Genomic DNA, 26,200 nt, shown 5'->3' on the forward strand with positions numbered 1-26,200 from the left:
CGGGGTGGTCCGGGCCGCCGCCGCCTTCGCCTCAGAAGGAGTCGTCGGCGTACTCGGCGGGGATGAACGCGGCGGCGCGGGTGGCCTTGGCGGGCGCGACCGGCGCGGGCACCGGTGCAGGCTCGGGCTCGGGCTGCGCGACGGGTGCCGCCTGCGGCGCGGGCACCTGTGCGGGTGCCGGTGCGGGCTCGGCCAGGACCGGTGCGTCGACGCCGAAGAACGCTGCGAGCGCCGCCAGGTCCTGGCTGGTCAGGCCGTGCTCGGGCGCGGGGGACAGCAGCAGGTGCTGCACGCCGGCGCGGTTCAGGATGTCGGCCGCGGTGTCGCGGAACGGGATCCCGATGATGTCCTCGCTGGCGAGCTCGTCGTCGACCCAGGCCAGGCGGGTCACGCCGGGGTGGCGGACCAGCCAGGTGGCGAGCGCCTCGACCTTCCACCAGCCGAGGTCGCCGGTGCCGTCGGCCGGGTCGAGCCCGGGCCCGGCGGTCAGGCCGGTGGCCGCGGCGAGGTCGCCGGTCTCGGTGGCGCTGCGGTTGGTGGCCCAGGCGGTCGGCACGCCCAGTGCCGTGATGGCGGCGGTGAGCCGGGGCGAGACGTGCATGGTCCCGCCGGGGCCGGGCACCTCGCGGGCGTCCGGTGCCGGGGTGAGTGCGCTGATGACGCCGTCGACGTCGAGCAGCAGCACGTCGCTCGGTGCGGCGGCCGCGGGCGGTGCGACCGGCGCCGGCACGGGAGCGGGCGCCGGTGCGGGCACGGTGAACGGCAGCGCGGCTGTCGCCGGAGCCGCGGCCGGGATGGGCTGCGGGGTCCGGGCCGGGCGGGGCGGCAGGTCCCATCCGGTCAGGCGGGGCGCAGCCGGCGCCGGTGCGGGCGCGGGCGGTGCGACCGGCGACGGCGTCGCCACGGCGGCGGGCTCCGGCGCGGCGGGCACGACCGGCTCGGCGACCGGCTCGGGCTGCACGACCACCGGCTCGTCGAACGGGTCGTCGAACGCCACGGGCGCCGGGTCGGTCAGCTCACGCATGATGTCGCGCACCTCGTTCGGCCAGTCATCGTCCTCGTCCTCGCCGCCGTCGCCGTCCTCGTCCAGGTCGTCGTCCTCGACCTCGTCGACGTCGTCGTCCTGCTCGTCGTCGCCCGACGGCTCGGCCGCCACCGGCTGCGGCTCGGGCTGCTCCTCGGGGCCGCCCAGGTCCAGGCCGTCGAGGTCGTCCCACGTCATGACCATCTCGTCCAGCTCGACCTCCTCAGCGGTGATCGTGCGCACGCGCGGGCCCGACGACTTCGGCCCGCCGCCGCCGCCCGAGCGCGCCTTCGCCGCGCTGACGATCGAGGCCAGGTCCAGCCGCTCCTCCTCGGTCAGCTCGCGCACCTGGCCGGTGGCCACCCGCTCGGCGAGCCGCTCGGACAGCACCGCCTGCTCGCGCGGGTCGTACCAGGACTGCATGATCTTGGCCTGGCCCTCGGTGGTCTCCCACAGGCCGCGGCCCGGCGGGATCGCGTCGCCGAGCCCGGGGGCGTTCGTGGGGTCGCGCAGCGCGGACTGCTTGTCACCGAACGTCGCCTTGCCCAGCAGCATGCGCGACAGGTTCACCTTGAGGTCACCTGCACCGGGGATGGTGTCCAGCAGCTTCGCCGCGAGCTTCTGCGTCGCCAGCACCAGGGTCACGCCGGCCGACCGGGCCTCGCGCGCGATCTTCCCGGCGAACACGCCGACCTCGGTCTTGGCGCGGTTGGACGCCAGGATCGCCTCGCGCTCGGCGTCCATCTCCGCGTCGTCGGACGCCGCGGGCACCGGGTCGGTGCCCATCAGGGAGGTGAACTCGTCGATCACCAGCAGGATGTGGTTCGGGCGGACCTCCTCGGGCAGGTCGCGGTAGTTGCCGACCTTGTACTTGGCGTTCAGGTCCTTGCGACGCACGACCTCGGCGTAGATCGCCCGCATCATCGCCGCGGCGGAGATCGGGTCGACCGCGACCGCCTTGGCGTACGGCGCCGCGAACTGGAAGTCCGCCGCGCCCTTGGTCGGGTCGGCGACGAACAGGTCCCAGCCGTTGATGATCGACCCGTAGATCAGCGACTGCAGGGTCACCGAGTTGTGCGTCGGGATGAACCCGTCGGTCAGGTACAGGTGCTTAGGGTGGGCGACCTTGATGCAGCGCATCGGCGCCGCCTCGCCGACCGTGACCTTCTCGACGTAGACCCACCGCTGGGTCTCGCGCACCGCGCCCGGCTCCGGCAGGCGAGCGGCCTTGCGGGGCAGGCGGAACACGACCTGGTCGGTGGTGAACCGGACCCGGTACCGGGTGCCCGTCACCCGTCGCCGCTTCGACCCCGGAGCGTCGGGGTCGTCCTCGGTGATGGTGGCGGGGTCGGCGCTGGTGCTCGCCTTGATGCCGAGCGAGCGGATCAGCTCGACGGCGTCGGTGAACAGTGCCGGGTTGCACAGCGACAGCTCGCAGCCGCCGTCGGTCGCGACGGTGCCGTCGGTGTCCATCAGGCCCTGCAGCAGCGCGAGGCGCTGGGAGCGAGAGGCACGCAGGTAGGTCGCCGGGATGTGCTTGTCGCCCAGCACACCTGCCACGCGCAGGTCACGGTAGAGGCCCGGCACGGCCAGCACGAACGGGCTGGACGCGATGGCGTGCACGCCGGTGTGGTGCCGCTCGAGCTGGCGGCGCATCCACTCCTGGTCGGTGACCCCGTCGGCGTCGGTGCACGCAGCGGAGAAGCCGGCGCAGATCTGGCCGCCTCGCGAGTTGCCGTCGCCGAGCCACGCGCCCAGCACGTAGGGGTCGACCGGCAGGTCAGCCTCGGGCATGTCGATCGCGTCGGCGAGACGGATCGCGTAGTTCGCCGCCTCGCGGCCGCCGTCCGAGGACACGTACCGCTGCTGGTCGTACATCTCCTGCGCGGTGACCAGGGTCTCCAGGTCCTGCTCGCTGCCGGTCGCCCGTGCCTCGAGCCGCTCGGCGAGCAGCGTCAGCACCTCGTCCACCGGGTACACGTTCGTGGCGAACGTCGTGGTGCCCTCGCGCTGCTCCGGGCGCAGCCGCCGCAGGATCTGCTTGGCCAGGTCCCGCTCGCTGCGGGTGCTCGCGCCGCCGACCAGGTGGTCGGACATCGACCGGGCCGACAGCCACCCGCGCTCACGCAGCGACTGCACGACCTCGCCGGTGACGACCCGACCGGCGAACGTGGTCTGGCCGTGCGCCTTCTGGGCGGTGGCGCCGAGGTAGTCGGCCACCGGCCCCATGTCGTAGACGGCAGCCTTCTTGTTCGACGGCAGCGCGACGACGTCGGCCAGGTGCCGGATCGGCAGGTCCATGCCGTGCAGTGCCAGCTCGCTGTACCCGGCCAGCCGTGCGATGTCCGACAGCGGAGCCGACGTACCGACACCCACCTCGGCCACGAGTGCTCGCATCTCCTGCGCGCGGCGGGTCAGCTCGGCGACAGACGCCTGGTGCACCTTGCCGCGGGAGCCCGAGTGCGCGGCGCGTGCGCCGGCGGTCGCGACCTTCCACAGGTGCTCCGGCCCGGACTCCACCACCTGACCGTCCGACAGGTGCAGCCGGTAGGTGTCACGGACCACGACGTCGGAGAACCCGACCACCGTCGTCGCCGTGCCGTCGGCGGCGAACACCTGATCGCCCTCGACGAGCTCACCGTTGCGCGCCCAGCCGCCCGGGAACCGCTCAGAGACCGGCACCGGGAAGCGCGCGTCGAGCGCCTGGTCCTTCCCGCCGCCCGAAGCCCCCGCCACGAGCAGGTGGGGGTCGATGCGCGGGTTGAACGCGATCGGCTCGCCGTCGACACCGGTCGCGAACACGAGCTTGCCCTGGCTCTTGTCGACCACGGCGAAGTCGTAGGGGGCCTTCTCCGGCAGCGGGTTGACCTCACACACCAGCAGCCGCACCGAGGACGCGCCGTCCACTCCGGGCTGGACCTCGGCGAACGCGTTGCCGGTCGCCGTCTTGAGCTTCTCGATGCCGGCGCGGACCTCGCTCGGCGACAGGCCAGCGGGCAGCGCGAAGTCGAGCACCTGCACCTTGGTGTTGTGCGGGAGCTGGTCCACGCCGGTCAGGCGCGGCAGCGTGCCGCCCTCGCCGGTGACCTTGGAGACCAGCCACGCCTGCTCCCAGTCCAGGGACACCAGCAGCGCCCGGTCCGCCTCGCGCGCGAGGGTCACCTTGGCCGGGTCGGCGCCGGCGTAGATGGTGCAGCCGTCGGCGGCCTCGACCACCCGCAGCCACGCCGAGCCGAGCGCGCCGCGCAGCTGCTGACGCTTGGCGCGCACCTCGGCCAGCGTCACGCCGTCGTACAGGCGCAGGTCGATGCGCCAGATGTGCCCGTTGGAGGTGGGCTTGGTCAGCGGCTTGGCCGCGGCGACCTCGGGGCGTGCCAGGCGCGCGGCCTTGAACGCCTCGTTGATGCGCCCGGCCAGCACCCACTGCGCGGCGTCCGACGTCGTCGGGGTCAGCGAGTGCGGGCCGTCGGGGACCGGCTGCTCGGACCAGTACACGCAGAACGCCTGGGAGTGGCGCTCGCCCGGACGCTCACCGCGACCGGGGTAGCCGGTCACCGCGACGAACGGGGCCCCGGCCAGCGTCGCCTTGATCTTGTCCTCGAGGCCGAAGTAGCCGCGCGGCTCGTCGCCCTGCAGCGTCACGAACGGCTGCGAGTGCACGACCGTGCCGCGGCGCCCGCGCGCTCCGGACAGCGACTCCTCGCGGAACAGCGACAGCTCGGGGGTGGGGGCGTTGGTGCCCTGCTTGAGCACGTCGGACCACCGGCCGCGCCAGGCGTCCTCGCGCTCGATGTTCACCATGTCCTGCGTGCTGACGCCGGAAGCCGGGTCGTACACGGTCTCGGCCTCGGTCATGTACCCGATGTAGACGATGCCCTGACCGTTCGCGGCTCGGTGGTCGACCAGCACCTGGACGGGCACGGACCCGTCCGACAGCTGCATGGCGAAGTAGTCCTTGACGGCGTTGCGCAGCCAGGTGCCGCCCAGGCCGTCGCCGTTGGCCCACACCGTGCGCCAGATCCGCCACGGCGACCCCGCGACTGGCGGCTCGCCCTCGCCGTCCTCGTCGTCGGACGGGGCCGGCTCGGACGGCGAGAGCTGGGCGATCTGCTCGATCGCGGCCAGCGAGTACCGCGAGACGCCGCCCATGTCGCACGCCGGGCCCATCGCTGCCTCGATGATCAGCTGGGCGGCGGCCTCGTCGAGGTTCACGTCGGTGACGTTCGGCATCTGGTCGCCGGGCACGTACACGACCGAGAACCGCAGCGGGTGCACCGACCCGGGCACCGGCTGGCCCTGGCCGTCGATGTTCGGCTCCGACTTCGTCCAGACACGCATGTTCGCACCGAGCGCCACGGTGATCTTGGCGGCGGTGGACGCCTGCGTGAACGTCATCGCACCCGAGGACGCCGGGGCGTCGAAGGTGTCGACGGCGACCGGCCCGACGCGACGGTGCTCGACCAGGAACGGGGCGTCGTCCTTCACGCCGACGTTCAGCCACCGCTGGTCCCACGCCAGGCGGGTCGCGACGAGCTCGGACCACTCGGCGGTGATCAGCGGGCGCACGAACGCGGTCAGCGTGCCCAGGCCCGCCAGCGCGGTCAGCGCGCCGACAGCCACGAAGCTCGAGGCGGACCCGAACGCACCGGCCGGCACGTACCCGGACGACCACTCCACCCAGGACCCGACGGCGGCGACGATCACGGCTGCCGCGGTTGCGGCCAGCGCGGCCGGGACCATCTTCTTCTCGAGGTCCTTCACGCGCACCAGCGAGGTGATGCCGATGCCCGGGTGCGGGTCGTAGTCCGAGGCGAACCGGCGACCGGACCCGGTGACCTGCCAGATCGCCAGCGCGGCGAGCACGCCGTTGACGACCGGCGCCCACCACCAGTCCAGCGGCAGGCGCGGCAGGCCGACCGCGGCGAGCGCGACGGCGGCCAGCAGGCCGATCACCCAGGACACGCGCACGTCCTTGCCCGGCAGCCAGTCGGCGTTCGGGGTCAGCACCCGCCAGCGCAGGTCGCGCATGCGCCGGTAGCGGCGCGCGGAGTCCGACTCTCCCTGGTGGGCGGCGGTCGGGCGCCCGGCGCGGTCCTTCTTGCCGGTGAACATCACCGGCGGGGTGAAGAACGCGGCGGTGAACGCACCGGCGACGGCCAGCAGCGCACCGGGCAGGCCGAGCACGAGGGCGACGATCGCCAGCACAATGCCCGCAGTGAGGATCATGCGGGACAGGTCAGGCTGGGGGCGTGCGGTCCGGGAGACCATGAACACCTTCCGGGTCAGGAGCGGGGGAGCGTCACCAGGTGCGGAGCGGGCGCGGGGCGGGCGCCTTCGGGGTGGGCGCCCCGGCCACGAGCGGCACCAGGGCGGCGACCACGTTCGGGTCGGCCGGGTGCGAGCCCAGGCGGCGGGCCGAGCGCGCGAGGGCGTCGGCCGGGATGAGTCGGCGCCGACCGTGCGGGCCGCCGTACGCGAGCATCCGGACCGAGCCGTCGTTGCGCGAGGGCCACACGACGGTCAGCGGGGCGGCGATCTCGCGCGCGACGCCGCGGTGGGCCAGGTAGGCGTGCAGCTTGGCGACGGCCATCGCCATCGTGTCCTTGTCGGCGTACGGGAACCGCTCGCCTCCGCGGAACGTCATGCCGAACACCCGCCAGTACGTGCCGGGCTTCCACACCTTGGTGTCGATCAGCGTGATGCGGCGCCCGGAGACCACGACGTGGTCGATGTTCGCGCGCGAGCCGGGGATCGTCAGGTCGTGCAGGACGCTCGGGCCGCCGGGGCGCGTGGCGATCTCGTTCAGGATCGCCGCGGTGCGCATCTCCCCGCCGCGCCCGATGCGCGCGACGTCGGCGTTCGCCGCCCAGTCGTTGTTGCCTGCCGCGAGCCCGGTGCCGGCGCGGCCGATGACCTGGCCCGGTGCGCGGGTGCTCACACGAACTCCAGGACGATGCCGAACAGGACGACGACGCCCAGGATGATCGGGATCACGACCCGTCCGGTGTTGCCCAGCCAGGAGCCCACGTTGTCCTCGGCTCCGGCGAAGTCGAAGCGGTCCTTGTTGTTGCGTGCCATGCCCCGTAGATGTGCGGCAGCGGGCGAAGCGAGCCGACGTGTTGGCTCCTTGTCCAGCCGTTCGTACGCTGGACGGGTGATGGCAGTCACCTCGCGGCGCACCAGCGCTGCACAGCACCGCGGCGGACGTCTCCCCGCCGCGGTGCTGGCTGCTGCCCACCGCGGGTCCGCCAGCCGTGACCGGGTCCGTGCGCGCGAGCTGGCCGAGCTCGCCGACACCGTCGCGGCGTCGGTGCGCATGGCCCGCCGGCACGCGGCCGCCGAGCTCGCCGAGCTGCGTCGCCGCGAGCAGCAGCCGCCCGAGGACCCGGCCGCGCACATGGCGTGGACGCTGCGGTGCTGGCGGCAGGCCGAGCGGTACTACGACGCGGTCGAGCACGCCGACGCCCTGGCCGAGGACCTGGCGGCGGTACGCGAGCAGGCGGCCGAGCTGGCCCGCCCGGTCGCCGCCTGACAGGTCCGCGACGTCAGCGCGTCCGGCCCGGGTCGCGCGGGTAGACCACCACGGTGTCCGGGCGCCGCACCGTCTCCACGTGCCCCTCGTTGGAGGTGAGCCGGACGTGGTAGTCGGGCAGCGGCTGCACGTCGACGAGCGTGGAGGGGATGAGCGGGTCGAGGTCGGCGATGTCGCCGGCGCGCAGGTCGCCGGCCGACACCCAGTAGGACCGCTGGTCCGGCTCCTGGGTCCTGATGATCGCCCGGTTGATCGACGCGCCGCACCCGGCGCAGGCGGTCTCGAGGTCGAACGGGGTCCAGGCGCGCGGCTCGCCGCCCTCGGTCACCGGCAGCGGGTGGCCGTACTCGTCGAAGGTGGTGCACGGGTCACAGCGCTGGTCGCGGCGGGCGCCGGTGGCGCGGTCGTTGATGTAGGTCGCCATGCCCCGCTGATGTGCGGCAGGGCATGGCGACCTGGTCACCACAGCGGGACGGCGCGCCGTGCCGGGGTGACCGGCGGCTCGGGTGCGGCCGGGGCGGGCGGCTGCGGCGCGACGGCGGCGACCTGCTCGCCGGCCTCGGCTGCCGGGGCCCGCTCCCCGGGGGCCGGCGCGGGCGCCCGGGCGCGGGGCGGGATCGGCAGCTCGAACACCGGGGCCACGGAGACCGGCTCGGGCACTACGACCTCGGCGGCCGCGACCGGCAGCTCGAACGCCGCAGCCGCCGCCACCGGCTCGCGCACAGACGGCGTCGCCGGCATCTCGCCCGCCGTGGCCTTCGGCGCGGCGGGCCGCGGCGGGCGCGGCCCGGCCGGGTGAGCCCACCGGATCGTGGACCGCACGGCCGCGCGCCCGCACCCCACACCGCCGGTGACCGGGCGCACGGCGGTCGCGCGCGACGGGCGAGCCAGCGGCGGGCACGGCAGCTGCCCCCATCCCAGCGGCTCGGTCAGCGCCGGCCACACCGACGGGGCTGCGTCCGGGCGGCGCAGCCAGTGCGGGGTGCCCAGCAGCATCGCTGCGTTGTCGACCACCGCGGTCAGCTCGCCCGGGCGCACCGCGTCCAGCGGCACGTCGATCACGTCCAGCAGCGACGCGCGCTCCCACCGGGCGGACGCCGGCCCGGTGGGGCGGTCGACCTCCAGGCGCGTGAACTCCGCCGTCGCGTGCCCGGCCGCCGGGAACCACTGCGACCACGACACCACGCCGATCCGCTCGGCGACCCGGTCCGCGCCGGTGCCGGGGAACTCGCGCACCACCTGGGCGACCGCCTTGTAGACCTGGGCGCGCACCGACGGGCCCGACCCGAACCGGTACTCGCCCTCGTGCGGGGTCGCCTCCACGAACAGCACCGTCAGGCCCGACGTCGCCAGCGGCCGCTCGGCCAGCAGCCGCGCCCACCGGCGGACCTTGTCGGTGAAGTCCGCACCCGCCGACGCCGTCAGCTCGACCGCGACCCGCAGGCCGTCCGCGCGCACGATCGTCAGGTCCGCACCGCGCGCCTCGGTGACCGGGTCGCCGCCCAGGCCCGAGCCGGCCAGCAGGTCGACCGTCGAGAGCTTCTCCCCGAGGACGGTGCCGACCTCGCAGAACTCCGCGACCCGCAGCCCCATCTCCACCGACAGCAGGTTGTGCCGGTCGTACTGGCGGCGGAAGTCCCACGGCAGCCCGCCGGTCACCGCGGTGCGCTGCTCGAACGACAGCAGCGGGGACACCTCCTTGTCGAAGGCGTCGCTGCGCGAGGGGCGGTACAGCACCGAACGCGACGTCGAGGCACCGGGCAGCAGCGCAGAGGCGAACGAGCCGCGGTCGATCACCCCGAGCGCGAACAGCGCCACCATCGCCTGCGGGTCGGTCGTGGCGAGCCGGTCGAACCCTGTCAAGGCGGCCAGCTGCTCCGCCGAGCAGGTACGCCACTGGTCCAGCACGCCGAGCGCGGCAAGGCGCGGACCCAGCGACCGGGTCGACACCAGCGACTCACGCGCCTGCTCCACGCTCATGTCCAGCGACCGGGGCATGCGGGCAAGGCCAGCCGCGACCTGCGTGCGCGCGAGCTTCTGCGACACCCACACCGCCGAGGAGCCCTGCGTCCACATGCCGCCGTAGTACGGGTCAAGCCGGTCGGCCGCGCCCAGGCCCGGCGTGCCGCCGTGGGCCGCCAGGTCGGAGAACGGCACCGGCGCGCCCTCCCACCGGGCGGGGGAGTGACGCTGGGCCTCGCCGCGCCTCACCACGGGCTGACCTGGGTGGCCGGCGCCGCCGGGTAGCCCTGCGCCGCGGCGAACCCGGCGCGGTCACCCTCGAAGTTGGTGATCGCGACCGTGCACGCCGGCACGCGCTGCTCACCGACGTCGGTGCGCAGGATCGCGGTGTAGAGCGGCAGGCCCACCACGTCCGCGCGCGACCAGGCCGAACCGTCCGACGCGGCGTCGTCCGCGGCCTCGTCGGCGATCGGGCCGCCCTCCTGGCGGAAGGTGAACATCGTCGAGAACGAGCGCACCGCCATGCGCACCTGCGGGGAGAGCTGGTCCAGGTACTGGGTGGCGAAGTTGGCGCGCACGCCGAACGACCGGCCCTGGTTGCGGATCCAGGCGATGACCTCCTCGGAGGACCCGGCCAGCAGGGACAGCTCGTCGGCGAACAGCGAGACGTTCTTGCCCTGCGCCTGCCAGCCGGAGCAGACCCGCTCGATCGCGTGCCGCAGCCCGTACATCAGCATCGCCGACACCTGCTCGCTCATCGTGGTCTCCACGACGCGGCCGTGACGGGTCGTGCCGGTGTTCACCACGACGACGTCGTGGTCGGCCAGGATGCTTGCCCACGCCTTCTTGGGCCGGGCCGGCGCCCAGAACATCTCGGCCATCCGCAGCTGGTACAGCTTGTTCTCGCTGGACTCGACCAGCGTGCGGCGGTTGGCCGGGGTGCGACCGGTGAACAGGTTCGCCAGCGCGCGCCGCGCGCCCGACAGCCCGGCGTCCGGCGTGCCGGCCGACTCCAGGCGCACGGACTCCTCGTTGATGACGCCGAACAGCTTCTCGCCCGCCTCGTCGCCCTCGCCGCCGGTGAGCACGTGGGCGTACGCGATGGGCGACATGCCGGCGGGCAGGCCCGCGCGCACCGCGAGCTCGTCGGTGACGGCGAACGCCGCGGTGAACACCTGCACCAGCACCGGGAACGCCCGGTTGCCGATCGCCTCCTCCCCGAAGGCGTACTTCATCGCGTTCGCCGCGAACGCGGCACGGTCCTCGTTGGTGCCCGGCACGCCGAACAGGTCGATGGCCGGGGTCGCCGGGTCGGCCACGTCGACCACGACGACCGGGTGCCCGAGCGCCTGACCCCACTTCTCGTACTCGACCGCGCCGTCACCCTTGGACTCGAACGCCACCAGCGTGTTCGCCGCGCCGGGGAAGTCCGCCAGGCCCGAGGGGCGCAGCCGCTCCAGCAGCGACCAGCCGAACAGCGTGCGGATCAGCTGGGACTTGCCCGACCCGGCGCGGCCGGTCGCGCACACCCCGAACCGCATGTCGCGCGCCGACAGGTACACCGGCTGCCCGTCGGCGCCCGGACCCACCAGCGGGCCGATGCGCCGGGCCAGCTGCGGCGGGGTCGCGCGAGTAGCGGTGGTCATCGAGCCGGACAGCGCGCCGGCGTGCGGGGCGACCAGCCCGGCCACGACCTGCGGGCCGACCTTGAACACCGAGGAGTCCAGCGGGTACCCGGCCGCCGTCGTCTTGACGTTGCCCTCCTCGTCCTTGCTCGTGGACGCCTTGCGCCACAGCAGCGGGGACCGGGCGGGGAACGGCATGACACCGTCCGCGGCGGCGGAGTGCACCTGGCGTGCGCGGGTGGGCAGCACGTCAAGCGCGACCAGCGCCCCGACGCCGGACACCAGCGCGCCGAGCGCACCGCCGAGCACGCCCCAGCCCATGCCGGGCGCGTCGACCAGACCGGCGGCCGGCGGGCCGAACGTGATCGCCGCCGAGGTGACCAGGCCGCCACCTGCCCACAGCAGCGGGCCGCGGGTCGGGTGCTCGACACGGGCACGGGTGTCCTGGTCGAAGCCCGGCATCGTGGAGCGGACCTGCCGGGCGAGCTGGGCCGCCTCGCTGGACGTGTCGGCGCCACAACGCACCGTGACCAGGATCGCGTCCGAGGCCATCGAGTGGTGCGTGGGGTTCTTCGCGCCCATGCGGTCCTCGAGCCAGCCGCGGTGACGCTTGGTCTCGCGCTTGGACGGCCCGCGCAGGCTGATCGCCACCCACTGCCCGACCTCCATCGAGCGGGCCAGGGTGCGGGCGGCCTCGGTCAGGTCGACGCCGTTGAGGGTGTCGCGTCCGGTCGCCGATCCGCGCGCGACCCGCAGCGTCGCGATGGCGCGAGCCTCGCCCAGGTCAGGCAGCTCGTCGGTGACCTGAGCGTTCGCCGCCACCGCGGCGGCCAGGTGGTCCGCGGCCGTCTCGACCGCCGACGTGCGACCGGCCGCGAACTGCACGAACGAGGCGACGCCGGCCTCGTCGCGCACCGACAGCAGGGTCGCGCCGCCCAGGCCGGCCGACGCCGACGCGAACGCCGAGGCGCGCGAGGTGAACGTGGTCGGGTTGGCCTCGATACCGCCAGCGGGAGTGAGCCGGAACGTCGTGGTCGCAGGGTGCTTCATGACATTCGAACATGCGCCGAATCCGCGAGCCGCCGCGAACACCAGGCTGGGGGAATCCCCGGATCAGGGATCTCGGCCTTCAAGGCCCGATCGAGTGAATCCCCCAGCCCGACCGCGCCGGCCCGCCCGGTGGCGCTCCCCTCATTCTTCGGGTCGCCCCTGCACGGGCGTCGGCCTGTGTTCGCTTCGCTGTGGTCCGCGTCCTTCGGATGCCTCACGCCTGGGGGCGTGTGTCTCCCGTGCCGGGTGCGCCGCCCGCGGGGCGTCGGCCGCTGCGCTTCCGCCACGGCTGCGCCGCGTCGTCGCTGCGCGCGGTGTGGCTGGGTTGGGTGCGTAGGGTCGCCGGGTCGCTTCGCGTCGCCGACCGTGACGGGTTCGCTGCGCTCACCGTCGCCGGTCTGGCTTGCTGCGCTTCCCGGCTCCGCCTGGGTGGTGCTCCCCGCACGTCACAGCCGCTGCGCGCCTGTGTCGTTCGTGTCGTGTGTCGCTGCTGCGCATCGACGCGTTGCCGACCATGACAGGTCAGGCGTTCCGGTACCGCTGCGGTGGGCGTGCCGTCGTCCGAATCGAATCCGCCCGACGATGCTGGGTGCGCCGCGAGCGGTGGGCTTCCGACTCGTAGATGTGCGGGGCCGGCTCCTCGTCGACCGGGTCGGTGACCGCTCCGTTTCCGGCTCGGTGTGCGCCCCACCCGGGCACGGTTCCGCGCAGCGGCACCCGTCACCCAGATGACCCATCGCCCGGCCCGACGATCCGCCTCCCGAACCGGCCACCGGCACGACCCGAGCAGTGCACGAGCGAGCGCAGCGAGCTTCGTCGCACGCGGACCGCACCGTTCACGCGAACCCGACCACCCACGAACGCCGCCCCGCCGGCCGATGCACCGCCCGCACACCGCAGCGGCGGGACCGGACGCGCAGCGGCCGGGCCAACAGCGCAAGGCCGCGCAGCGGACTCGCTGGAGCGCAGCGAGACGCACACGGTCCGCGCCGCACCGCGACGACGACCGCGACGCGACCGGCCCGGCGCAGCCGGGCACGGTGCCCCGACCGCACGACGTGCGCGCACGGGCCGCGCAGCGGCCCGCAGCCAGCGCGCCGGCCCCGCCACGCCCACCGTCCCGGTGGCCGCACCGGCCCCGGCGCGCCGCAGGCGCGCACGCACCGCCACCGACCCGCCCACCGACCAGCCACCGCAACGACCACCGCCCAGCCACCCGCGCAGGCGCGAAGCGCCGAGCATGCGACCGACCCGACCGAGCGCAGCGAGGGAGGGGAGGGAGCACATAGGGCGCCGCCGGCGCCCGGCCCACCCGGCTCGGCTACCGCCGCTGCCGGCTCGCCTGCGGCTCGCGAGATGGGCGCCGTTCGGCTCACCAGTTCTGGCTGGCGTGCAGGTGCCGGACGGCCGCGGCGTGGCGGCGGTGGCGCGGGCTGAGCAGCTTCACCCATCGGGGTGGGCGCGGGCTGCACCAGGCGACGACGGCGACGCCAGCCGTGAACGCGACGAGGATCGGAACGGTGACGGAGGTGATCAGGAAGGTCATGGTGCACACCGTGGGCCGGCGAGGGGGCTTGTGTCGCGCCCTGCGGCCGAGGGGCCGGACAGCGCGACGCCCCGGTCACCGTCTCGGGTGCCGGGGCGTCGTGGTCGGGAGGCGAGCGCGCGGGTCAGTGCCCGTCGACGGAGGACCAGGTGCGGGCCGTCTCGCCGAACACCGACGTGGTGATGACGGTGATCGTCGCGCCAAGCTCGGGCGTCACGTCGTACTTGACCTCGGCGAGGTCGGCCGCGCTCGCCAGGTAGGGGTCCCACGACGGCTTGGCCTGCTCGGTCGCGACCCACTCGATCAGGGTCTCGCGGTCGGGCGCCCAGGTGTCGTCGTGCGCGGCGCCGTAGGCGATCGCGGATGCGGAGGCCGCGCGCAGCCGCTCCTCGCCGTCGGCTCGCTCCCTCATGCCGATCGCGGATCCGATGAAGCCGGCGATCAGCAGCGCGCCGACGACGGCGACGGTGATCAGGGTGGGCGTGATGCGCTGGCGCAGCGTCAGCTGCGGCGCGCTCTCGGGGGCAGGGGTGCTCATGGCGTGCTGATGTGCGGCACGGTGTCCGTCTCGGGCCGGACAGCACGACGCCCCGGTCCACCGTCGCGGGTGCCGGGGCGTCAGGTGCGAGCGGGTCAGCCGCGCGAGCGGCGGGACAGCGCCTCGACGAGCGGGCGGGCCTTGGCCTCGACGTACAGGTCCTTCGCGCCGGCGCCGATCTCGCGGTCCTCGGGGCGGGTCGAGGTGTCGGCGTCGGTCGCGACGACCGAGCTCCAGTTCTCCGTGTCGGTCACCGCCCACAGCGTGTCGTAGCCGTCGTCGGCCCGCTGCAGCACGCCCGTGCCCTCGAGCACACCGGCGAGCTTGGTGGCGGCGTCGGCGTCCTGCGCCTCGATCACGACGTGGCGGGTGCCGCCCGGCTGCGCGCGCTCGCCCCACACGTCCCAGGAGTCGCCCTCGTTGTAGACCTTGTCGATGCCGACGGCCTGGTCGCCGATGACCTCCACGAGCGGGGCGGCGTGCGGGCCGATGCCCACGTGCAGGTGCACGGGCGACTCGGCGCGAGCCGTGGTCGCGAACTGCCCGCCGGTGCGGACTCCGGCGGGGGTGCGGGCCTGGGTGCTGTCGCTGCTCATGACCAGTGAATGTGCGGGGCCCGCGGGCGTCACCCGTCCGAGTGCCGCCCGCGGGGCGTGACGTCAGCCGGCGTCGAGCGCGTCGAGCACGGCGGCGTCACGGAACGCGCGCAGCCCGGCCGGACGCGAGACGCCGAGGGCAGCCATGACGTCGCCCTTGCCCATGCCCTGCTCGCGCATCTGCCGACACTGCTCGGCGAGCCGGAGCCGGTCGGGGCTCTCGTGCGGCGCCTGGTAGAACTTCGCGTCCGACAGCAGCTCCTTGACCGACTGCTCGGACCGGTCCATCGCCTCGGCGACCTGCTTGCGGGTCATGCCGCTGCGCTGCAGCTCCAGGGCGCGGCGTGCCGCTGCGATCCGCTCCTGCTGCGCGGCCACGTGCCAGGTGGAGGAGGCAGCCCCCTCGGGCTGCTCGTCGGCGAGCAGCTTGCGCACCTGGTGCTCGGTGATGCTCAAGGCCCGGGCGATCGCCGCCTTGCTCGACCCGGCACGGTGCATCTCGACCGCCCGGGGACCGTGCGCGAGGTAGGCGGTGCGCTCCCGCTCGCGCTCAGCGCGCGCGAGGTCCTTGGCCCGCCGCTTCGCCAGGCGCAGCACCCGCGCGAGCAGGCGTGCGTGCTGGCGCTGGGCGTCGAGCTCGTGGCGCACGAACCAGCCGATCCAGAACGGGGCGCGCTCGGCGGCGCTCAGGTCGCCCGACTTCTTCTGCCACGTGAACTGGGGGAACTGCTCGCGCAGGTCGCGCAGGCGCCGCAGCGTCGCCGGCGCCGGCGTGTACCCCCGGTCGTCGGTCAGGCCGTCGCGCTCGGCGGGGGTCAGGTGCTGGCGCAGGTCGTCGAAGTCGTCGTCGAGCCCGGCGGCGCGGGCGAGCGCCACGACGTCGGACCAGCCGATGCCGGTGAGGGTCACGCCGCGGCGGGCGCTGTCGCCGTCGGACCAGCCGTTGATCTCCCCGGCCAGGTACAGGGCGTAGCCGTTGCGGTTCCATGCGCGCACGACGTCGTGCCACATCATGGCCGACCCGCCCTGCAGGTACCCGACGCGTGCGCCGTCGAGGTCGAGCGCCACGGCCCACCGGTCCCAGCGGTTGCCCGGCTCGGGGACGAGTTCGAGCGCGACGCGCTGCCCAGGGGCCGTGTGTGCCAGCGCGTCCTGGTGGTGCCAGGTGCCGGCGACGAACACCTCCCGGTCCGGCGGGCAGTACCGGTCGAGATGAAGGGCGAGGTCGGGGCGGCGGTACTCGTCGGGGGAGCGGTGGTGGTGCGGCACGGTTGCGGAGCCTATCTGTGAGCGGGTGGGCGGTTGTCGGGTGGTGCAGCAGGACGCCGCACCCCGGGGCGGTGGGGTGCGGCGTCCTGGTCTGGCCCCGGGTCGCGCTGTCCGACGAGCGCGACCCGGGAGTTGGTGGGCGGGGTCAGGCGGCAGCGGTGGCGGCCTCCCCGGCGGCGATGAGGGCGAGCACGTCGACGACCGTGAGGTTCTTGGTCGGCACGCCCGGCCAGTACGAGCCCGGCCGCTGCGGGTCGCCGCCGAGCAGCACGACCTTCGTCTGGTTGATGCGACGGCCACCGGACGGCCCCTCGGAGACCACGAGCGTGCCGTCGGGGATGCCCCACCGGTCCAGCCCGTGGGCGCGGGCGACGACACCGGCCGGGATCGACGGGACGAACTCGATCGCGGTGACGCTCGGGGCTTCGTGGCCGTACTCGCGGTCGCCGGTGTAGACGCGCACGGCGCCCGCGTTCACGCGCACACCCTCACGGGTCTGGGAGTCGCGCAGCACGTAGTTCACGCCGTTGCGACCGGCGGGCTGCTTCTCCACGACGAGGATGCGGTTGGCCCACCGCGCGCTGATGTCGCCGGAGGTGATGACCTTGGTGCCGACCGGGATGTCCTTGCGCCCCCAGGGCGTCTGCTCGTTGCTCATGGACTACTGATGTGCGGCACCTCGACGGTTTCGCGGCGCGGACGACGGCACCTCGGGTCACGGTTTCGTCACGGCGCGCGCGAACGCGAGAGCCCCGCACCAGCGGTGGCCGGTGCGGGGCTCGTCGTCGTGCGGTCAGGTCCGCGACGTCAGCAGGTCGCGAGCAGGATCCCTGCGAGCGCGTCGGGCGCGTCGGTCGCGCGCACGCCGGTGCCGTTGACGACCTTCGACAGCGTCAGGTGCTCGCCGAGGCCGACGACCCGCTGCCCGCCCGCCCACAGCTCGACGGTGCCCGCGGGCGTGAGGATCGCGCAGACGTTCTGCTTGCCGCCGGCGGCGGCGACGAACTCGGTGTGGTTGAGCACGAGCTGGTTGCGGCCGTCGCCGGTGGTGTGCAGCCGGGACAGCGCGAGCTCGGTCGACCCGGCGAGCGGGGAGTGCAGCACGGCGTCGTCCAGGCGCTGGTGCCGCTCGACGCGGGCGGCCATCTCGTCGACGAGGTTGGTCGGGATGACGTCACCGTCGAGGTGGTCCGGGTCGCGGCGGACGCGGCGGACGCGGGAGACGAAGTCCTCGTGCGCGCCGGTCTCCTCCAGCAGGAGCAGGCCGCGGGTGAGCAGCTCGTCGGTGTCGACGTCGCCGTCCTGCCACGCCTGGGTGTCCTGGATAGTGCGGACCTCGGTCGCGTAGTCGGTGAGGTTCACGGCGAGGGCGGCGCGCACCTGCACACCGCGCAGGTCGGCGGCACCGTAGGACTCGGCCAGGGCGGCCGCCTCGCGCATGGCGGCGGCGACGCGCGCCTGACGGTCGGCGCGGTTCTCAGTCGCGAGCTCGACGTCGGACTCGCCTCGCGCCGTCGCGGTGAACTGCCCGCCGGTCGTGACGCCGGCCGGGACTCGGGGTGCGGGGGTCTGGTGGCTCATGGCCGGTAGATGTGCGGCCTGACGGTCAGGCACCGGCCGGAACGACCCCACCAGGGGCGGCGGCCAGCCGCCCGCGCAGCGCGGCCACCTTGGTCCGCAGCCGGTCCATGTCGCCGGGGAACCGGGACTCGGCCCACGCCTGGCGAAGGGCGCGGACGTCGAGCCACAGACCGAACGCCATGAGCGGGCCGCCGAGGGCGATCACGACGGCGCGCACCACGGGCTCGTCGATCCCGAGCACGAACACCAGCCACGCGAGCGGCAGGCCGATCGGTCCGGGCGCGAGCAGCACCTGCCGGGTGGCTGCCTGCGCGCGGGCGAGCGTCCCGGGCACCGCGCGCCGGCGCGCCCGGTCCGCACACCGGTGGAGGACGTCCAGGACGACCGCCGACCAGAGCACGAGGGTCACAGCGGACCGAGACGACTGCGGATGGGGCGCTCGTAGCGCTCGGGGCGTGCGCGCTCGTGCTCGCGGGACAGCAGCGTGACGGGCTGGCCCGTCTCGCCGTCGCGCGGCTCGCGCCACGACCCGCCCTCGTGCGTCGACCAGGACATCGGCGGCGCGTCGTCGGTGTCGAGCACCAGGGTCGTCTCGACCGGCTCGGTGCCGTACCCGGCGTAGCCGAGCTCGTGGAAGTGGAACAGCTCGGCGACCAGCTCGGCGTCGTGGCCGTGGCCGGGCAGCAGCAGGCCGGACGCGCCGCGGTCGTACCGGTCGTCCGGGCTGGTCACCCGGTGCACGACGACGGCGCCCTCGTCCAGGCGCAGCGCCCGGGTGCGCGCCAGCATTCTCGGGTACGGGTTGTGGGTGCCGGTGGACTGCGGGTGGTAGCCGTGGTCGTCGTCGCCGCACGCCGTGACGCCCTCGTCGAACGCCGTGCCGGACGCGAGCGCGACGACGTCCTCGAACAGCCGGACGAGCTCGACGACCTCGGGGTGGTCGGCGTCGTGGGCGTCGAGCAGGTCGGGGTGGGTGGAGTGCGCGATGGCGTAGGCGCGCAGCGCGAGCGCCTTGGCGTCGTGCGGGTTCGGCTCACCGAGCGGGGCCGGCGGGTCGGCGAACGGGTCGGGCCCGTCGAGGTAGGTCGTGTCGGTGCTCTCGCTGCTGCTCATGGGGTACTGATGTGCGGCACGTCGGCCAGTGCGTGGGACACCGCGACGAGGTCGGCCATCGCACCGGCACGTGCGAGCCCGGTGCCGGCGGCGATCGCGTCGAGCGCGTCCATCGCGGTGGCGAGGATCAGGGGCCGGCCGGCGGCCAGGAGCAGGACGCCGCCGCGCGCCAGGCGCACGGTGACGCGCTGGCGCAGCTCGTGGCCCGGGACGGGTGCGCGCAGCGCCAGGTGCACGTCGGTGGCGTCCGGCCCGGCGACGGGCACACCGGCGGCCAGGACCTTCGACCGTGCCAGCGGCCGGCGACCGAGCGCGGTGCGCAGCGCGAGCGCGTCGGCCAGCAGGGTCACCGCCTCGAGCGTCAGCGTCGCGGTGGAGGCGGCCGCACGCCGGGCGTCCAGGTCGGTGATCTGCTGCGCGTGCGCGCCGGTGCGGGCCAGCTGGGCGAGCGCGTCGTCGAGCAGCGCGGCCGTGTCGACGTCGCCCATCAGCCAGTCGTCGGTGTCCGCGAGCGCCCGGACGGCCGCGACGAACGCGGCCGGGGTGCGGGCGGGGGCGGTGACGCTCACCGCGGCTGGACGGGGGAGGTGACCGGCGCGGTCGGGTGGATGCCGTAGGTGCGGATGAAGGAGGCCTCCATCGCCGCGGCGTCCGCGAGGGCGTCGGGGTCGGCGGTCCGGGGCGCGGGCACGTGCTGGTGCTCCCACGGCCACGAGCTGGTCAGGTCGTGGTGCGCCTTGGCCGCGGAGTAGACGGCGACGTCGTGGACGGCGGCCCAGTCGAGCCAGGCCCACCCGTCGCCGTGCCCGCCCGGGACGACCCCGCCGCGCAGCGTGCCGTCGTCGGCCGACCAGGTCGAGTCGGTCAGGTCGGGGCGCGCGGTGCGCGTCATCGTCGTGCCGCAGGTGGCGCACTGGCCGCGGTCGACGACGCGGGACTCGGCGTCGTCGGGGTGCAGCGCGAACCACCGGGCGAGGCGGTCGGCGTAGGGCTCGGTGAGCAGTGCGGGCGTCGGGTGGGCCAGGGTCGTGGTCGTCACCCTGTACCGATGTGCGGCACGTCGGCGAGCTCGAAGCGCCCACCGTCGTGCCGGGCCTCAGGCGCCGGTCGGTAGGGCGTCCAGCGGCACGGGGCAGCGCGCCGCGAGGTCGGCGAAGTAGTCCTCGTCGGGCAGTGCGGCGGCAGCGGTCAGCTCGTCGGCGAGTGCGGGTGACAGGCGCGGGCTGAACCATCCGTAGGTGAGCAGGTCGGTCAGGTTGGTCGCCAGGCGCAGCGCGTGGCGACGCTGCTTGAGCGTGCCGGCGGCGAAGGACGTGATCGTGCGGCGGTAGCGGTGGGCGGACGCGGCGGTGTCGGGCCGGAACCCGTGACGCAGCGCATCGAGCGGACCGGGTTCGGCGATCGGGGAGAACATCGCCTCCAGCGCTTGCGGCACCCCGGATCCCGCTTGGAGCAGGAACGCACCGATCGGGATCACCAGGGTGTCCTGGTCGCCGCTGATGGTCTGGCGGGCCCGGTGCCCGGTGGCGATCACCGTGTAGGTGTCCAGGTCGGAGCCGGCATGCGCCAGCCCGTACAGGTGCGAGCCGTGCACGGTGCGCAGCAGGGCGTTCGGGTTGCCGGTCATGGTCACCAGATGTGCGGCACGTCGCCCGTGCTGCGCGCGGTCGTGCTCAGCGCGAGCGTCTGGCGCGGACCGGACGGACGTCGATGCGGGCGCCGTGCAGCGGGGTCGGTGGCCGGTACGGGACGCTGGCGAAGTCCTCGCGTCCGTACACGGTCCGCAGGGTCCACCGCGCCAGGTGCACGGCTTCGAGGTGGGCGACCTCCGGGTCGTCGGTATCGAGCGTCCCGGCGATGGCCATGACCTCGTCGGTGAAGGTGCAGCGGCCCGGGTCGAGCACAGCGCGGGAGATGTACCCGGCCTGGTGGACTCGTCCGGCGTGCGCGCGGGCGTCGCGCTGGGCGACGTAGTCGCTCTCGGTGCTCAGCCCGGCGATGAAGCTCGGCAGCGGCTCGCGGTCCGGCCACTGCGTGCGGGGCGGCGTGTGGTCGTCGTGGCGGGGCCGGGGCACGGCGATGGTGAACGCGTACCGCGGCGCGCTCACGGCGCCGCCGGGGTCGGGCAGCGGTGGGCGTGGGCCCACTGGCGCACCGGGGTGGCCTTGCGCTGGTAGGGCTTGGACGCCTGCCCGCAGCCGAGGCACACCGCGCGGTACGCACCGGTGCCGGTGTGGACCAGGTCGACCGGTCCGGACACCACGGGCGCGTCGATCACGAGGGACGGCCCGGCGCCGGGGCGCGCGGCCAGGGCGTCGAGCACGTCGGCGCCGGTGCCCGTCTGGGCCTCGAAGGTGACGTCGTAGCGGGGGCCGACGAGCCGGTCGAGCACGTCGACGGCGGCGGGCTCGTCGGGCAGCCACAGGCTCAGCGGCATCATCGGCCGCCCATCGCCCAGACGAGGAAGGCGCTGTGCTCGCGAGAGGCCGCCAGATCTCGGGCCTGCTCGCGCTCTAGCGCCCGAAGCTCGCGCTCCTCGGCCAGCCAGTCGGCCACCGTCATGCGGCGCCGGGTGAGCATGTGCGCACCGACGAAGCCTCGGAACGCGGGAACCTGCCAGGCGATGAGGAACGCCGCCCACAGCGGTGCGGTGATCCCGACGGAGAGCATCGCGAACAGCACGAGCGTCTCCCTGTTCTCGGTCATCCGGTCCTTGACCGCGTTCCACCACGTGAACATGGCGACGATCAGGACCGCGAGCGCCACGATGACGCCTGCGACAGTCCACCCGGTCATCAGGACGGCTCGGCGGCGTGGGCGGCGGTGATCTCGGCGGTGACGCGGCGGACCTCGGCGACCATCGCCTCGGTGCCGGTCACGACCCGGTAGCCGTACTCCTCCTCGCCCTCGCGCCAGGCGTCACCGCGGTACTGGCTGACGGCGTAGAGGTCCGTGCCGTCCTCGATGATCGCGGCGACGCCGCCGGGCACGGTGACGGTGGCGACCATCGTCCAGCCGCCGGTGTTCTCGACGACGGCGGTGATGCCCGCGGCGGTGAGCGCGGCGATCACCGGGTCGAGGCCCTGGGTGGTGGCAGCCGTGGCACCGGCCGCGGTGTAGTCGAAGGGGGCCGGGGTCTGCGTCTGCTCGCTCATGAACTACTGATGTGCGGCACGACGCGCTTCGGGCGCGCACCGCCCCGGGGCATGGCGACGGCCCTCGCCCCGGGCACGGGGGAGGGCCGTCGTGGGCGGGCGTGGGGTCAGGCGGCGACGAGGGCGGGCTTGATGCCGCCGTTGAGCATCCAGCCACCGTCGGTGCCGTCGGTCTCGGTGTACCGCTCGATCGTGTAGCCGACGACCCTGCGGTCCATCGCCTCGACACCGTTGAGCTCGTCGCTGCCCGGCAGCGCGAGGATCTCGTCCACGGTCTTGCCCATGACGGACGCCGCGAAGCTCAGCGCCGCGGTGGCGCTGGGGTGCGGGCCGTTCTCGGCGACGGAGTCGCGGCCGTCGCCGAGCACGACGTGGTAGGTCTGGGTCTGGTCGGCGGCGAAGGCCGCGGTCTCGATGCTCATGGCCTACCGATGTGCGGCACGGGTCACCACCGGGCCCAGGTCTGCAGGTCGGCTTCGCTCAGGTGCTCGCGCTCGTCGCGCCAGGTCGCGACGGTGCGTACGCCGCCGTCCCACTGGCGCTCGCCCGAGTCGACGTGGACGACGCGCTTGTGCCCGCGCGGCTTGCGGCACGCCGTGCCGGCCGGCGATGTGGACCGGCACGGCGGCGCTGCGGGGGTGGCGTCCACCTCAGGCGGGGTACAAGCACAGGGCGTAGGCGGCGTACGGCTCGGCGAACACCCCGATGCCGCGCAGCTGGTCGGCGAGCTCGAACCCGGCGTCGTGCGCCCAGTCCGCCGGTCCGCCCTCGAGCAGGATCGTCGGCGTCGGGCCGGCCGACGGCCAGTCCCACTCCGGGTTGAGCATCGGGCCAAGCGCGGTGTAGGCCGCGTCCTGACCGGTCGGGGCCGGGCCGTCGTGGCCGAGCTTGGGGCCGAGCCAGGCGGCGACGATCGCCAGCGCCTGGTCCTGCTGCTGGGAGGTGAGTCGGATGTCCATGCCCCTCCGATGTGCGGCAGGACCAGGTGCGCGGCCGTCGTGGCCCGGTGCCGGTCAGATGCCGGTCAGCAGACCGACCGTGGTGGCCAGGGCGATCATGATCGCGAGGCGCAGGAGGCCGAGGTGCTCACCGCTGGTCATCGCCTCGTCCGCGAGCGCGCGGGCCTCGGCCGGCGCCAGCGCCTCCTTGCCGACCGTGCGGTCGTACTTGTCGAGCTTGCGGCGCTTGAGGGCGCTGTGCGCGAGGTCGGCGACGAAGAAGGCGACGGCGAGGGTGACGACGCGGATGACGATGTCCATGCCGCACTGATGTGCGGCAGTCGCTGGTTCAGGTGGCGGGCAGGTCTGCGAGCGCGGCGGCCACGGCCGTGACCATCGCGAGCGCACCGGTGCACGACGTCGCCGCGGTGCCGATGCCGGTGCCGTCGGGGTGCCAGGTCGCGCCGGGGTAGGTGACGACCTGCCAGTCCAGCGGCGAGCCCGGTACGGGGTCCTCGCGGGTGATCGCGACGCAGCCGGTGCGTCCGGGCACGGTGGCCAGCGCGACGGCGACCCACCCGAGCACGATCCTCACCTCGGCGGCGATGCCGACGGCGGCGAGCGCTGCGGTGGCGGGGTCGAGCCCCTGGGCGGTGGCGTGGGCGACGGCGGTCGCGCCGGGATGAAGGTGGGCGCGGGGGAGCTGGTCCATGTACTGCTGATGTGCGGACGGTCACAGCACGACGCCCCGGCCACCGCGTGGGTGACCGGGGCGTCGGGCCGGCGGGCGGTCGGGGCTCAGTCCTGCTCGGCGGCGGGGTGCTCGATCGGCCAGGAGTTGTCGACCAGCCACTGCTCCGCTCGTGCCGCGATCCCGTCCAGGGACTGCCGGTCGGTGCTGCCCGGCGCAGTGCGCTCGGCGTCGGCCAGCGCGCGGGTGCGCAGGTCGCGCACCTCGTCGGCGACGGCGTCGCTCTCGGCGTCCTCGGTGTCGAGCACGTCGAGGTCGAACACCTCGATCGGCGCGGTGGAGGTGTACTGCACCAGGCCACCGTCGACGACGGCGTACCGGGGCGTGGCCGCGGCGATGAGCTTCTCGCGGGTCTCCAGCAGCGCGGCGCGGCGCCCGTCGTGGTGGGAGGTCCAGGTCAGGTCGTTGAACGCGTCGGTGCCGCGCTTGAAGGTCTGCTTGCCGCGGGAGGCGTCCCGGCCCGCGGCGACGTCGGCGTCGAGCTCGGCGATGTCCTCGTCAATCTGGTCGATGACCTTGCGGATCGGGTCGCCGGAGGGGATGCGCTGAGCCGGGTCGGTGCCGGTGCCGGCGCAGTAGACGCACTTGCCGGTCGCCTCGAGGTAGCGGCGCGGGCTGGCGAGGTCGCCCCGGCAGTCCGGGCAGGCGCGCGGGGCGTCGCCGGTCGCGATCGGGATCGACGGTACGTAGCCGATGCCGGGGGTGCTGGTGACCAGCGGCGGGGCGGAGGTCTTGAGCTGGACGTCGGACTCGGCGCGGGCCTCGGTGGCGAACTGGCCGCCGGTGGTGATGCCGGCGGGCTGGCGGGTGCGGCTGTCGGTGCTGGGCATGCCGGGTAGATGTGCGGCCGGGGGCGTGGGTTGGCGGGCCTTGGACCCGTAGAACAGGGGGGTGGGGGGCGCGGGGCGCGCTGTGCCCGCCCTCAGGTGGTGGACAGCAGCACGGGCAGCGCGATGGCCGAGGCGAGCAGGAACGCGACGAACGCGTTGCGCATGCGCTTGTAGTTCGGGTGCGCCTGCGCGTGGGAGCGCGCGAGCGCCACGGGGCCGAGGACGACGATGGCGACGGTCAGGGCGACGATCAGCTTGAGCAGGACATCGAGCACGGTGTCTCCAGGGTGGTCGGTCGGAGTGCAGGGGTCAGATGACGAGCAGGATCGCGGTCGCGATCGCCGCGACGGCGAGCATGGCGACGTACTCGACCCGCTGACGCTTGGGGATCGGGCTGCCGGTCACGGCGGCGTGCGCGAACGGCGCCCCGAACAGCACCAGCACCAGGACGATGACGGCGACGATCACCTCGGCGAGGCCTTCGGTCATGACAGACTCCAGTGTCAGGTGGTCGGGGTCAGGGCGACGAGGCGGGGGTCGGCCCACAGGAGCAGGTCGCCCTCGACGCCGGTGCCGCCGGCCTCGCGGTACGGGTGGCCGTAGCGCCCGTCGCGGTACCGGGGCCGGGCGTCGCGGCGGCCGCGCAGCGTGACGGCGTGCGCGGTGGCGCGCACCACCTCGGCCTGGAAGGTGGCGCCGCCGCCGAAGTCGGCGAGCACGCGCTGGCCGACCAGCTGCCCGGCTCGGTCGCCGATGGGTCCGCCCGCCTCGGCGACGTCGAGCGCGGCGATCAGGTCCGGCATGGACACGAACTCCCGGTCCCGGTCGCCGGCGGCCACGGTGAACGTCTCCCACTCCTCGCGGGTGTACGTCGTGCCGTTGTTGCCGCCGGCCATCTTCACCACGACGTTCGCGTCCGCCGCGGCGCCGAGCAGCGCGCGCACGGCGGCGTCGAACCGGTCGGTCGTGCCGGACGCCGTCGCCGTGAAGTCCTCGCTGTCGTCCTCGGGGTTGTCCCACACGTGGTTGCCCCACGTGAGCGCGTCCGCGACCTCACGGATCGACACCCGCACCGGGCGGTCCCCGCTCACCGGGCACCTGCGGCGACGTACGTGCCGGGCAGGCCGTGCTTGGCGCACGCCGGGTAGCGGACGCCGTCGTTGTGCTCGGCGGTGCCGGACGCCAGCGACTCGCACCACACGCACACCGGCGCGGCCGGGTCGACGTCGTGCGGGCGGTCGGCGGCCAGCACCAGCTCGGTGTTGCGCTCGCTCAGCGCGCGAACCATCTGGCCTTGCTCGCGCAGCGCGGTGCGCAGTGCCTCGACGTCGTCGGTGGTCTCCCAGAACTCGTGCATCCGCTGCGGCTGCGAGGCTCCGGCCCGGACGGCCGTGAGGGCGGCGTCCACCCCGGCGTAGGCGGCGCGGATCTCGGACTCGGGCAGCGGGTGACCGAAGGGTGAGCGGTCGGCGGTGAGGTTCACCGCGTCGGCGTACAGGGCCTGCGGGTCGAGGGACCGACCGGCGAGCACCGCGCGCGCCTGCTCCCATGCGCGCGGCTTGTCGCGCTCGTACGCGCCGTCGCGCGGGCCGTCCTTGAGGCGCACGAGCTCGGCCAGTGCGGCCAGCGCCGCGGTGTCGTCGCGGTGCGGGGCGTCGTGCTGGGTCATCATCGGTCCTCCGGTGCGTGT

The 26,200-nt window shown here is 74.4% G+C and carries 32 protein-coding genes; 1 reads left to right on the plus strand and 31 read right to left on the minus strand.

What is annotated here, in order from left to right:
• Positions 1-31 precede the first annotated feature (31 nt).
• The 3 genes from NFS20_RS20490 to NFS20_RS20500 all read right to left on the minus strand — a co-directional run bounded on the left by NFS20_RS20490 (position 32) and on the right by NFS20_RS20500 (position 7,102).
• Positions 32-6,250, minus strand: coding sequence for a hypothetical protein (locus NFS20_RS20490; protein ID WP_251153652.1), 6,219 nt, complete (start codon positions 6,248-6,250; stop codon positions 32-34).
• A 73-nt stretch (positions 6,251-6,323) separates the two neighbouring features.
• A complete protein-coding gene (locus NFS20_RS20495; RefSeq protein WP_251153653.1) occupies positions 6,324-6,962 on the minus strand; it encodes a nuclease-related domain-containing protein in 639 nt (212 codons plus the stop codon).
• The gene (locus NFS20_RS20500; RefSeq protein ID WP_251153654.1) at positions 6,959-7,102 is read right to left on the minus strand and encodes a hypothetical protein; all 144 of its coding nucleotides are present in this window, start codon (positions 7,100-7,102) and stop codon (positions 6,959-6,961) included. Before NFS20_RS20500 ends, NFS20_RS20495 begins: the two co-directional genes overlap by 4 nt.
• A 76-nt stretch (positions 7,103-7,178) precedes the next feature.
• Here NFS20_RS20500 and NFS20_RS20505 point away from each other — a divergent pair, with 76 nt between their 5' ends.
• Complete coding sequence (locus NFS20_RS20505) at positions 7,179-7,556, plus strand: hypothetical protein (RefSeq protein WP_251153655.1); 378 nt, start codon at positions 7,179-7,181, stop codon at positions 7,554-7,556.
• Between the two features lie 13 nt (positions 7,557-7,569).
• Here the strand turns inward: NFS20_RS20505 and NFS20_RS20510 are convergent, their stop codons facing one another.
• The 28 genes from NFS20_RS20510 to NFS20_RS20645 all read right to left on the minus strand — a co-directional run bounded on the left by NFS20_RS20510 (position 7,570) and on the right by NFS20_RS20645 (position 26,179).
• Entirely contained in the window at positions 7,570-7,980 is a 411-nt protein-coding gene (locus NFS20_RS20510) for a hypothetical protein (RefSeq protein ID WP_251153656.1), read from the minus strand.
• 35 nt (positions 7,981-8,015) lie between these two features.
• A complete protein-coding gene (locus NFS20_RS20515) occupies positions 8,016-9,770 on the minus strand; it encodes a hypothetical protein (RefSeq protein WP_251153657.1) in 1,755 nt (584 codons plus the stop codon).
• Entirely contained in the window at positions 9,764-12,193 is a 2,430-nt protein-coding gene (locus NFS20_RS20520) for a type IV secretory system conjugative DNA transfer family protein (RefSeq protein WP_251153658.1), read from the minus strand. The genes NFS20_RS20515 and NFS20_RS20520 overlap by 7 nt, the downstream gene beginning before the upstream one ends.
• A 1,372-nt stretch (positions 12,194-13,565) precedes the next feature.
• Entirely contained in the window at positions 13,566-13,739 is a 174-nt protein-coding gene (locus NFS20_RS20525; RefSeq protein ID WP_251153659.1) for a hypothetical protein, read from the minus strand.
• A 124-nt stretch (positions 13,740-13,863) separates the two neighbouring features.
• The gene (locus tag NFS20_RS20530; RefSeq protein ID WP_251153660.1) at positions 13,864-14,277 is read right to left on the minus strand and encodes a hypothetical protein; all 414 of its coding nucleotides are present in this window, start codon (positions 14,275-14,277) and stop codon (positions 13,864-13,866) included.
• Between the two features lie 95 nt (positions 14,278-14,372).
• Positions 14,373-14,873 carry a hypothetical protein gene (locus NFS20_RS20535; protein ID WP_251153661.1) on the minus strand — a complete coding sequence of 167 codons (501 nt, stop codon included), beginning with the start codon at positions 14,871-14,873 and terminating at the stop codon, positions 14,373-14,375.
• Positions 14,874-14,936: 63 nt separating this feature from the next.
• On the minus strand, positions 14,937-16,142 hold the full coding sequence (locus tag NFS20_RS20540; protein WP_251153662.1) for a hypothetical protein: 1,206 nt from the start codon (positions 16,140-16,142) through the stop codon (positions 14,937-14,939).
• Between the two features lie 145 nt (positions 16,143-16,287).
• On the minus strand, positions 16,288-16,800 hold the full coding sequence (locus NFS20_RS20545) for a hypothetical protein (protein WP_251153663.1): 513 nt from the start codon (positions 16,798-16,800) through the stop codon (positions 16,288-16,290).
• Between the two features lie 149 nt (positions 16,801-16,949).
• The gene (locus tag NFS20_RS20550) at positions 16,950-17,723 is read right to left on the minus strand and encodes a hypothetical protein (RefSeq protein ID WP_251153664.1); all 774 of its coding nucleotides are present in this window, start codon (positions 17,721-17,723) and stop codon (positions 16,950-16,952) included.
• A 25-nt stretch (positions 17,724-17,748) separates the two neighbouring features.
• Positions 17,749-18,132 carry a hypothetical protein gene (locus NFS20_RS20555; protein WP_251153665.1) on the minus strand — a complete coding sequence of 128 codons (384 nt, stop codon included), beginning with the start codon at positions 18,130-18,132 and terminating at the stop codon, positions 17,749-17,751.
• Positions 18,129-18,836 carry a hypothetical protein gene (locus NFS20_RS20560; RefSeq protein WP_251153666.1) on the minus strand — a complete coding sequence of 236 codons (708 nt, stop codon included), beginning with the start codon at positions 18,834-18,836 and terminating at the stop codon, positions 18,129-18,131. Before NFS20_RS20560 ends, NFS20_RS20555 begins: the two co-directional genes overlap by 4 nt.
• Positions 18,833-19,405, minus strand: coding sequence for a hypothetical protein (locus NFS20_RS20565; protein WP_251153667.1), 573 nt, complete (start codon positions 19,403-19,405; stop codon positions 18,833-18,835). The genes NFS20_RS20560 and NFS20_RS20565 overlap by 4 nt, the downstream gene beginning before the upstream one ends.
• A complete protein-coding gene (locus tag NFS20_RS20570) occupies positions 19,402-19,875 on the minus strand; it encodes a hypothetical protein (RefSeq protein WP_251153668.1) in 474 nt (157 codons plus the stop codon). The genes NFS20_RS20565 and NFS20_RS20570 overlap by 4 nt, the downstream gene beginning before the upstream one ends.
• Positions 19,876-19,932: 57 nt before the next feature.
• Positions 19,933-20,463, minus strand: a complete 531-nt coding sequence (locus tag NFS20_RS20575) for a nucleotidyltransferase domain-containing protein (RefSeq protein WP_251153669.1) — start codon at positions 20,461-20,463, stop codon at positions 19,933-19,935.
• A 46-nt stretch (positions 20,464-20,509) separates the two neighbouring features.
• On the minus strand, positions 20,510-20,944 hold the full coding sequence (locus NFS20_RS20580) for a hypothetical protein (protein WP_251153670.1): 435 nt from the start codon (positions 20,942-20,944) through the stop codon (positions 20,510-20,512).
• On the minus strand, positions 20,941-21,276 hold the full coding sequence (locus tag NFS20_RS20585) for a hypothetical protein (RefSeq protein WP_251153671.1): 336 nt from the start codon (positions 21,274-21,276) through the stop codon (positions 20,941-20,943). The genes NFS20_RS20580 and NFS20_RS20585 overlap by 4 nt, the downstream gene beginning before the upstream one ends.
• The gene (locus NFS20_RS20590; RefSeq protein ID WP_251153672.1) at positions 21,273-21,632 is read right to left on the minus strand and encodes a hypothetical protein; all 360 of its coding nucleotides are present in this window, start codon (positions 21,630-21,632) and stop codon (positions 21,273-21,275) included. Before NFS20_RS20590 ends, NFS20_RS20585 begins: the two co-directional genes overlap by 4 nt.
• On the minus strand, positions 21,632-21,991 hold the full coding sequence (locus NFS20_RS20595) for a hypothetical protein (protein WP_251153673.1): 360 nt from the start codon (positions 21,989-21,991) through the stop codon (positions 21,632-21,634). Before NFS20_RS20595 ends, NFS20_RS20590 begins: the two co-directional genes overlap by 1 nt.
• Positions 21,992-22,098: 107 nt before the next feature.
• Positions 22,099-22,413 (minus strand): hypothetical protein, encoded by a 315-nt coding sequence (locus NFS20_RS20600; protein WP_251153674.1) that lies wholly within the window; start codon positions 22,411-22,413, stop codon positions 22,099-22,101.
• A 23-nt stretch (positions 22,414-22,436) separates the two neighbouring features.
• Positions 22,437-22,640, minus strand: coding sequence for a hypothetical protein (locus tag NFS20_RS20605; RefSeq protein WP_251153675.1), 204 nt, complete (start codon positions 22,638-22,640; stop codon positions 22,437-22,439).
• A gap of 1 nt (position 22,641) precedes the next feature.
• A complete protein-coding gene (locus NFS20_RS20610) occupies positions 22,642-22,950 on the minus strand; it encodes a hypothetical protein (RefSeq protein WP_251153676.1) in 309 nt (102 codons plus the stop codon).
• A 54-nt stretch (positions 22,951-23,004) separates the two neighbouring features.
• A complete protein-coding gene (locus NFS20_RS20615; RefSeq protein WP_251153677.1) occupies positions 23,005-23,250 on the minus strand; it encodes a hypothetical protein in 246 nt (81 codons plus the stop codon).
• Between the two features lie 28 nt (positions 23,251-23,278).
• Positions 23,279-23,641, minus strand: a complete 363-nt coding sequence (locus NFS20_RS20620; RefSeq protein WP_251153678.1) for a hypothetical protein — start codon at positions 23,639-23,641, stop codon at positions 23,279-23,281.
• Between the two features lie 86 nt (positions 23,642-23,727).
• Positions 23,728-24,510: a hypothetical protein gene (locus NFS20_RS20625; RefSeq protein WP_251153679.1), complete on the minus strand. Its 783-nt coding sequence runs from the start codon at positions 24,508-24,510 to the stop codon at positions 23,728-23,730.
• 92 nt (positions 24,511-24,602) lie between these two features.
• Entirely contained in the window at positions 24,603-24,785 is a 183-nt protein-coding gene (locus NFS20_RS20630) for a hypothetical protein (RefSeq protein WP_251153680.1), read from the minus strand.
• Positions 24,786-24,819: 34 nt separating this feature from the next.
• Positions 24,820-24,999, minus strand: coding sequence for a hypothetical protein (locus NFS20_RS20635; RefSeq protein WP_251153681.1), 180 nt, complete (start codon positions 24,997-24,999; stop codon positions 24,820-24,822).
• 14 nt (positions 25,000-25,013) lie between these two features.
• Entirely contained in the window at positions 25,014-25,601 is a 588-nt protein-coding gene (locus NFS20_RS20640) for a hypothetical protein (protein WP_251153682.1), read from the minus strand.
• A complete protein-coding gene (locus NFS20_RS20645) occupies positions 25,598-26,179 on the minus strand; it encodes a hypothetical protein (RefSeq protein WP_251153683.1) in 582 nt (193 codons plus the stop codon). The genes NFS20_RS20640 and NFS20_RS20645 overlap by 4 nt, the downstream gene beginning before the upstream one ends.
• Between the last annotated feature and the right edge of the window lie 21 nt (positions 26,180-26,200).

Source organism: Cellulosimicrobium sp. Marseille-Q4280 (assembly GCF_943181405.1).
Lineage (GTDB): Bacteria > Actinomycetota > Actinomycetes > Actinomycetales > Cellulomonadaceae > Cellulosimicrobium.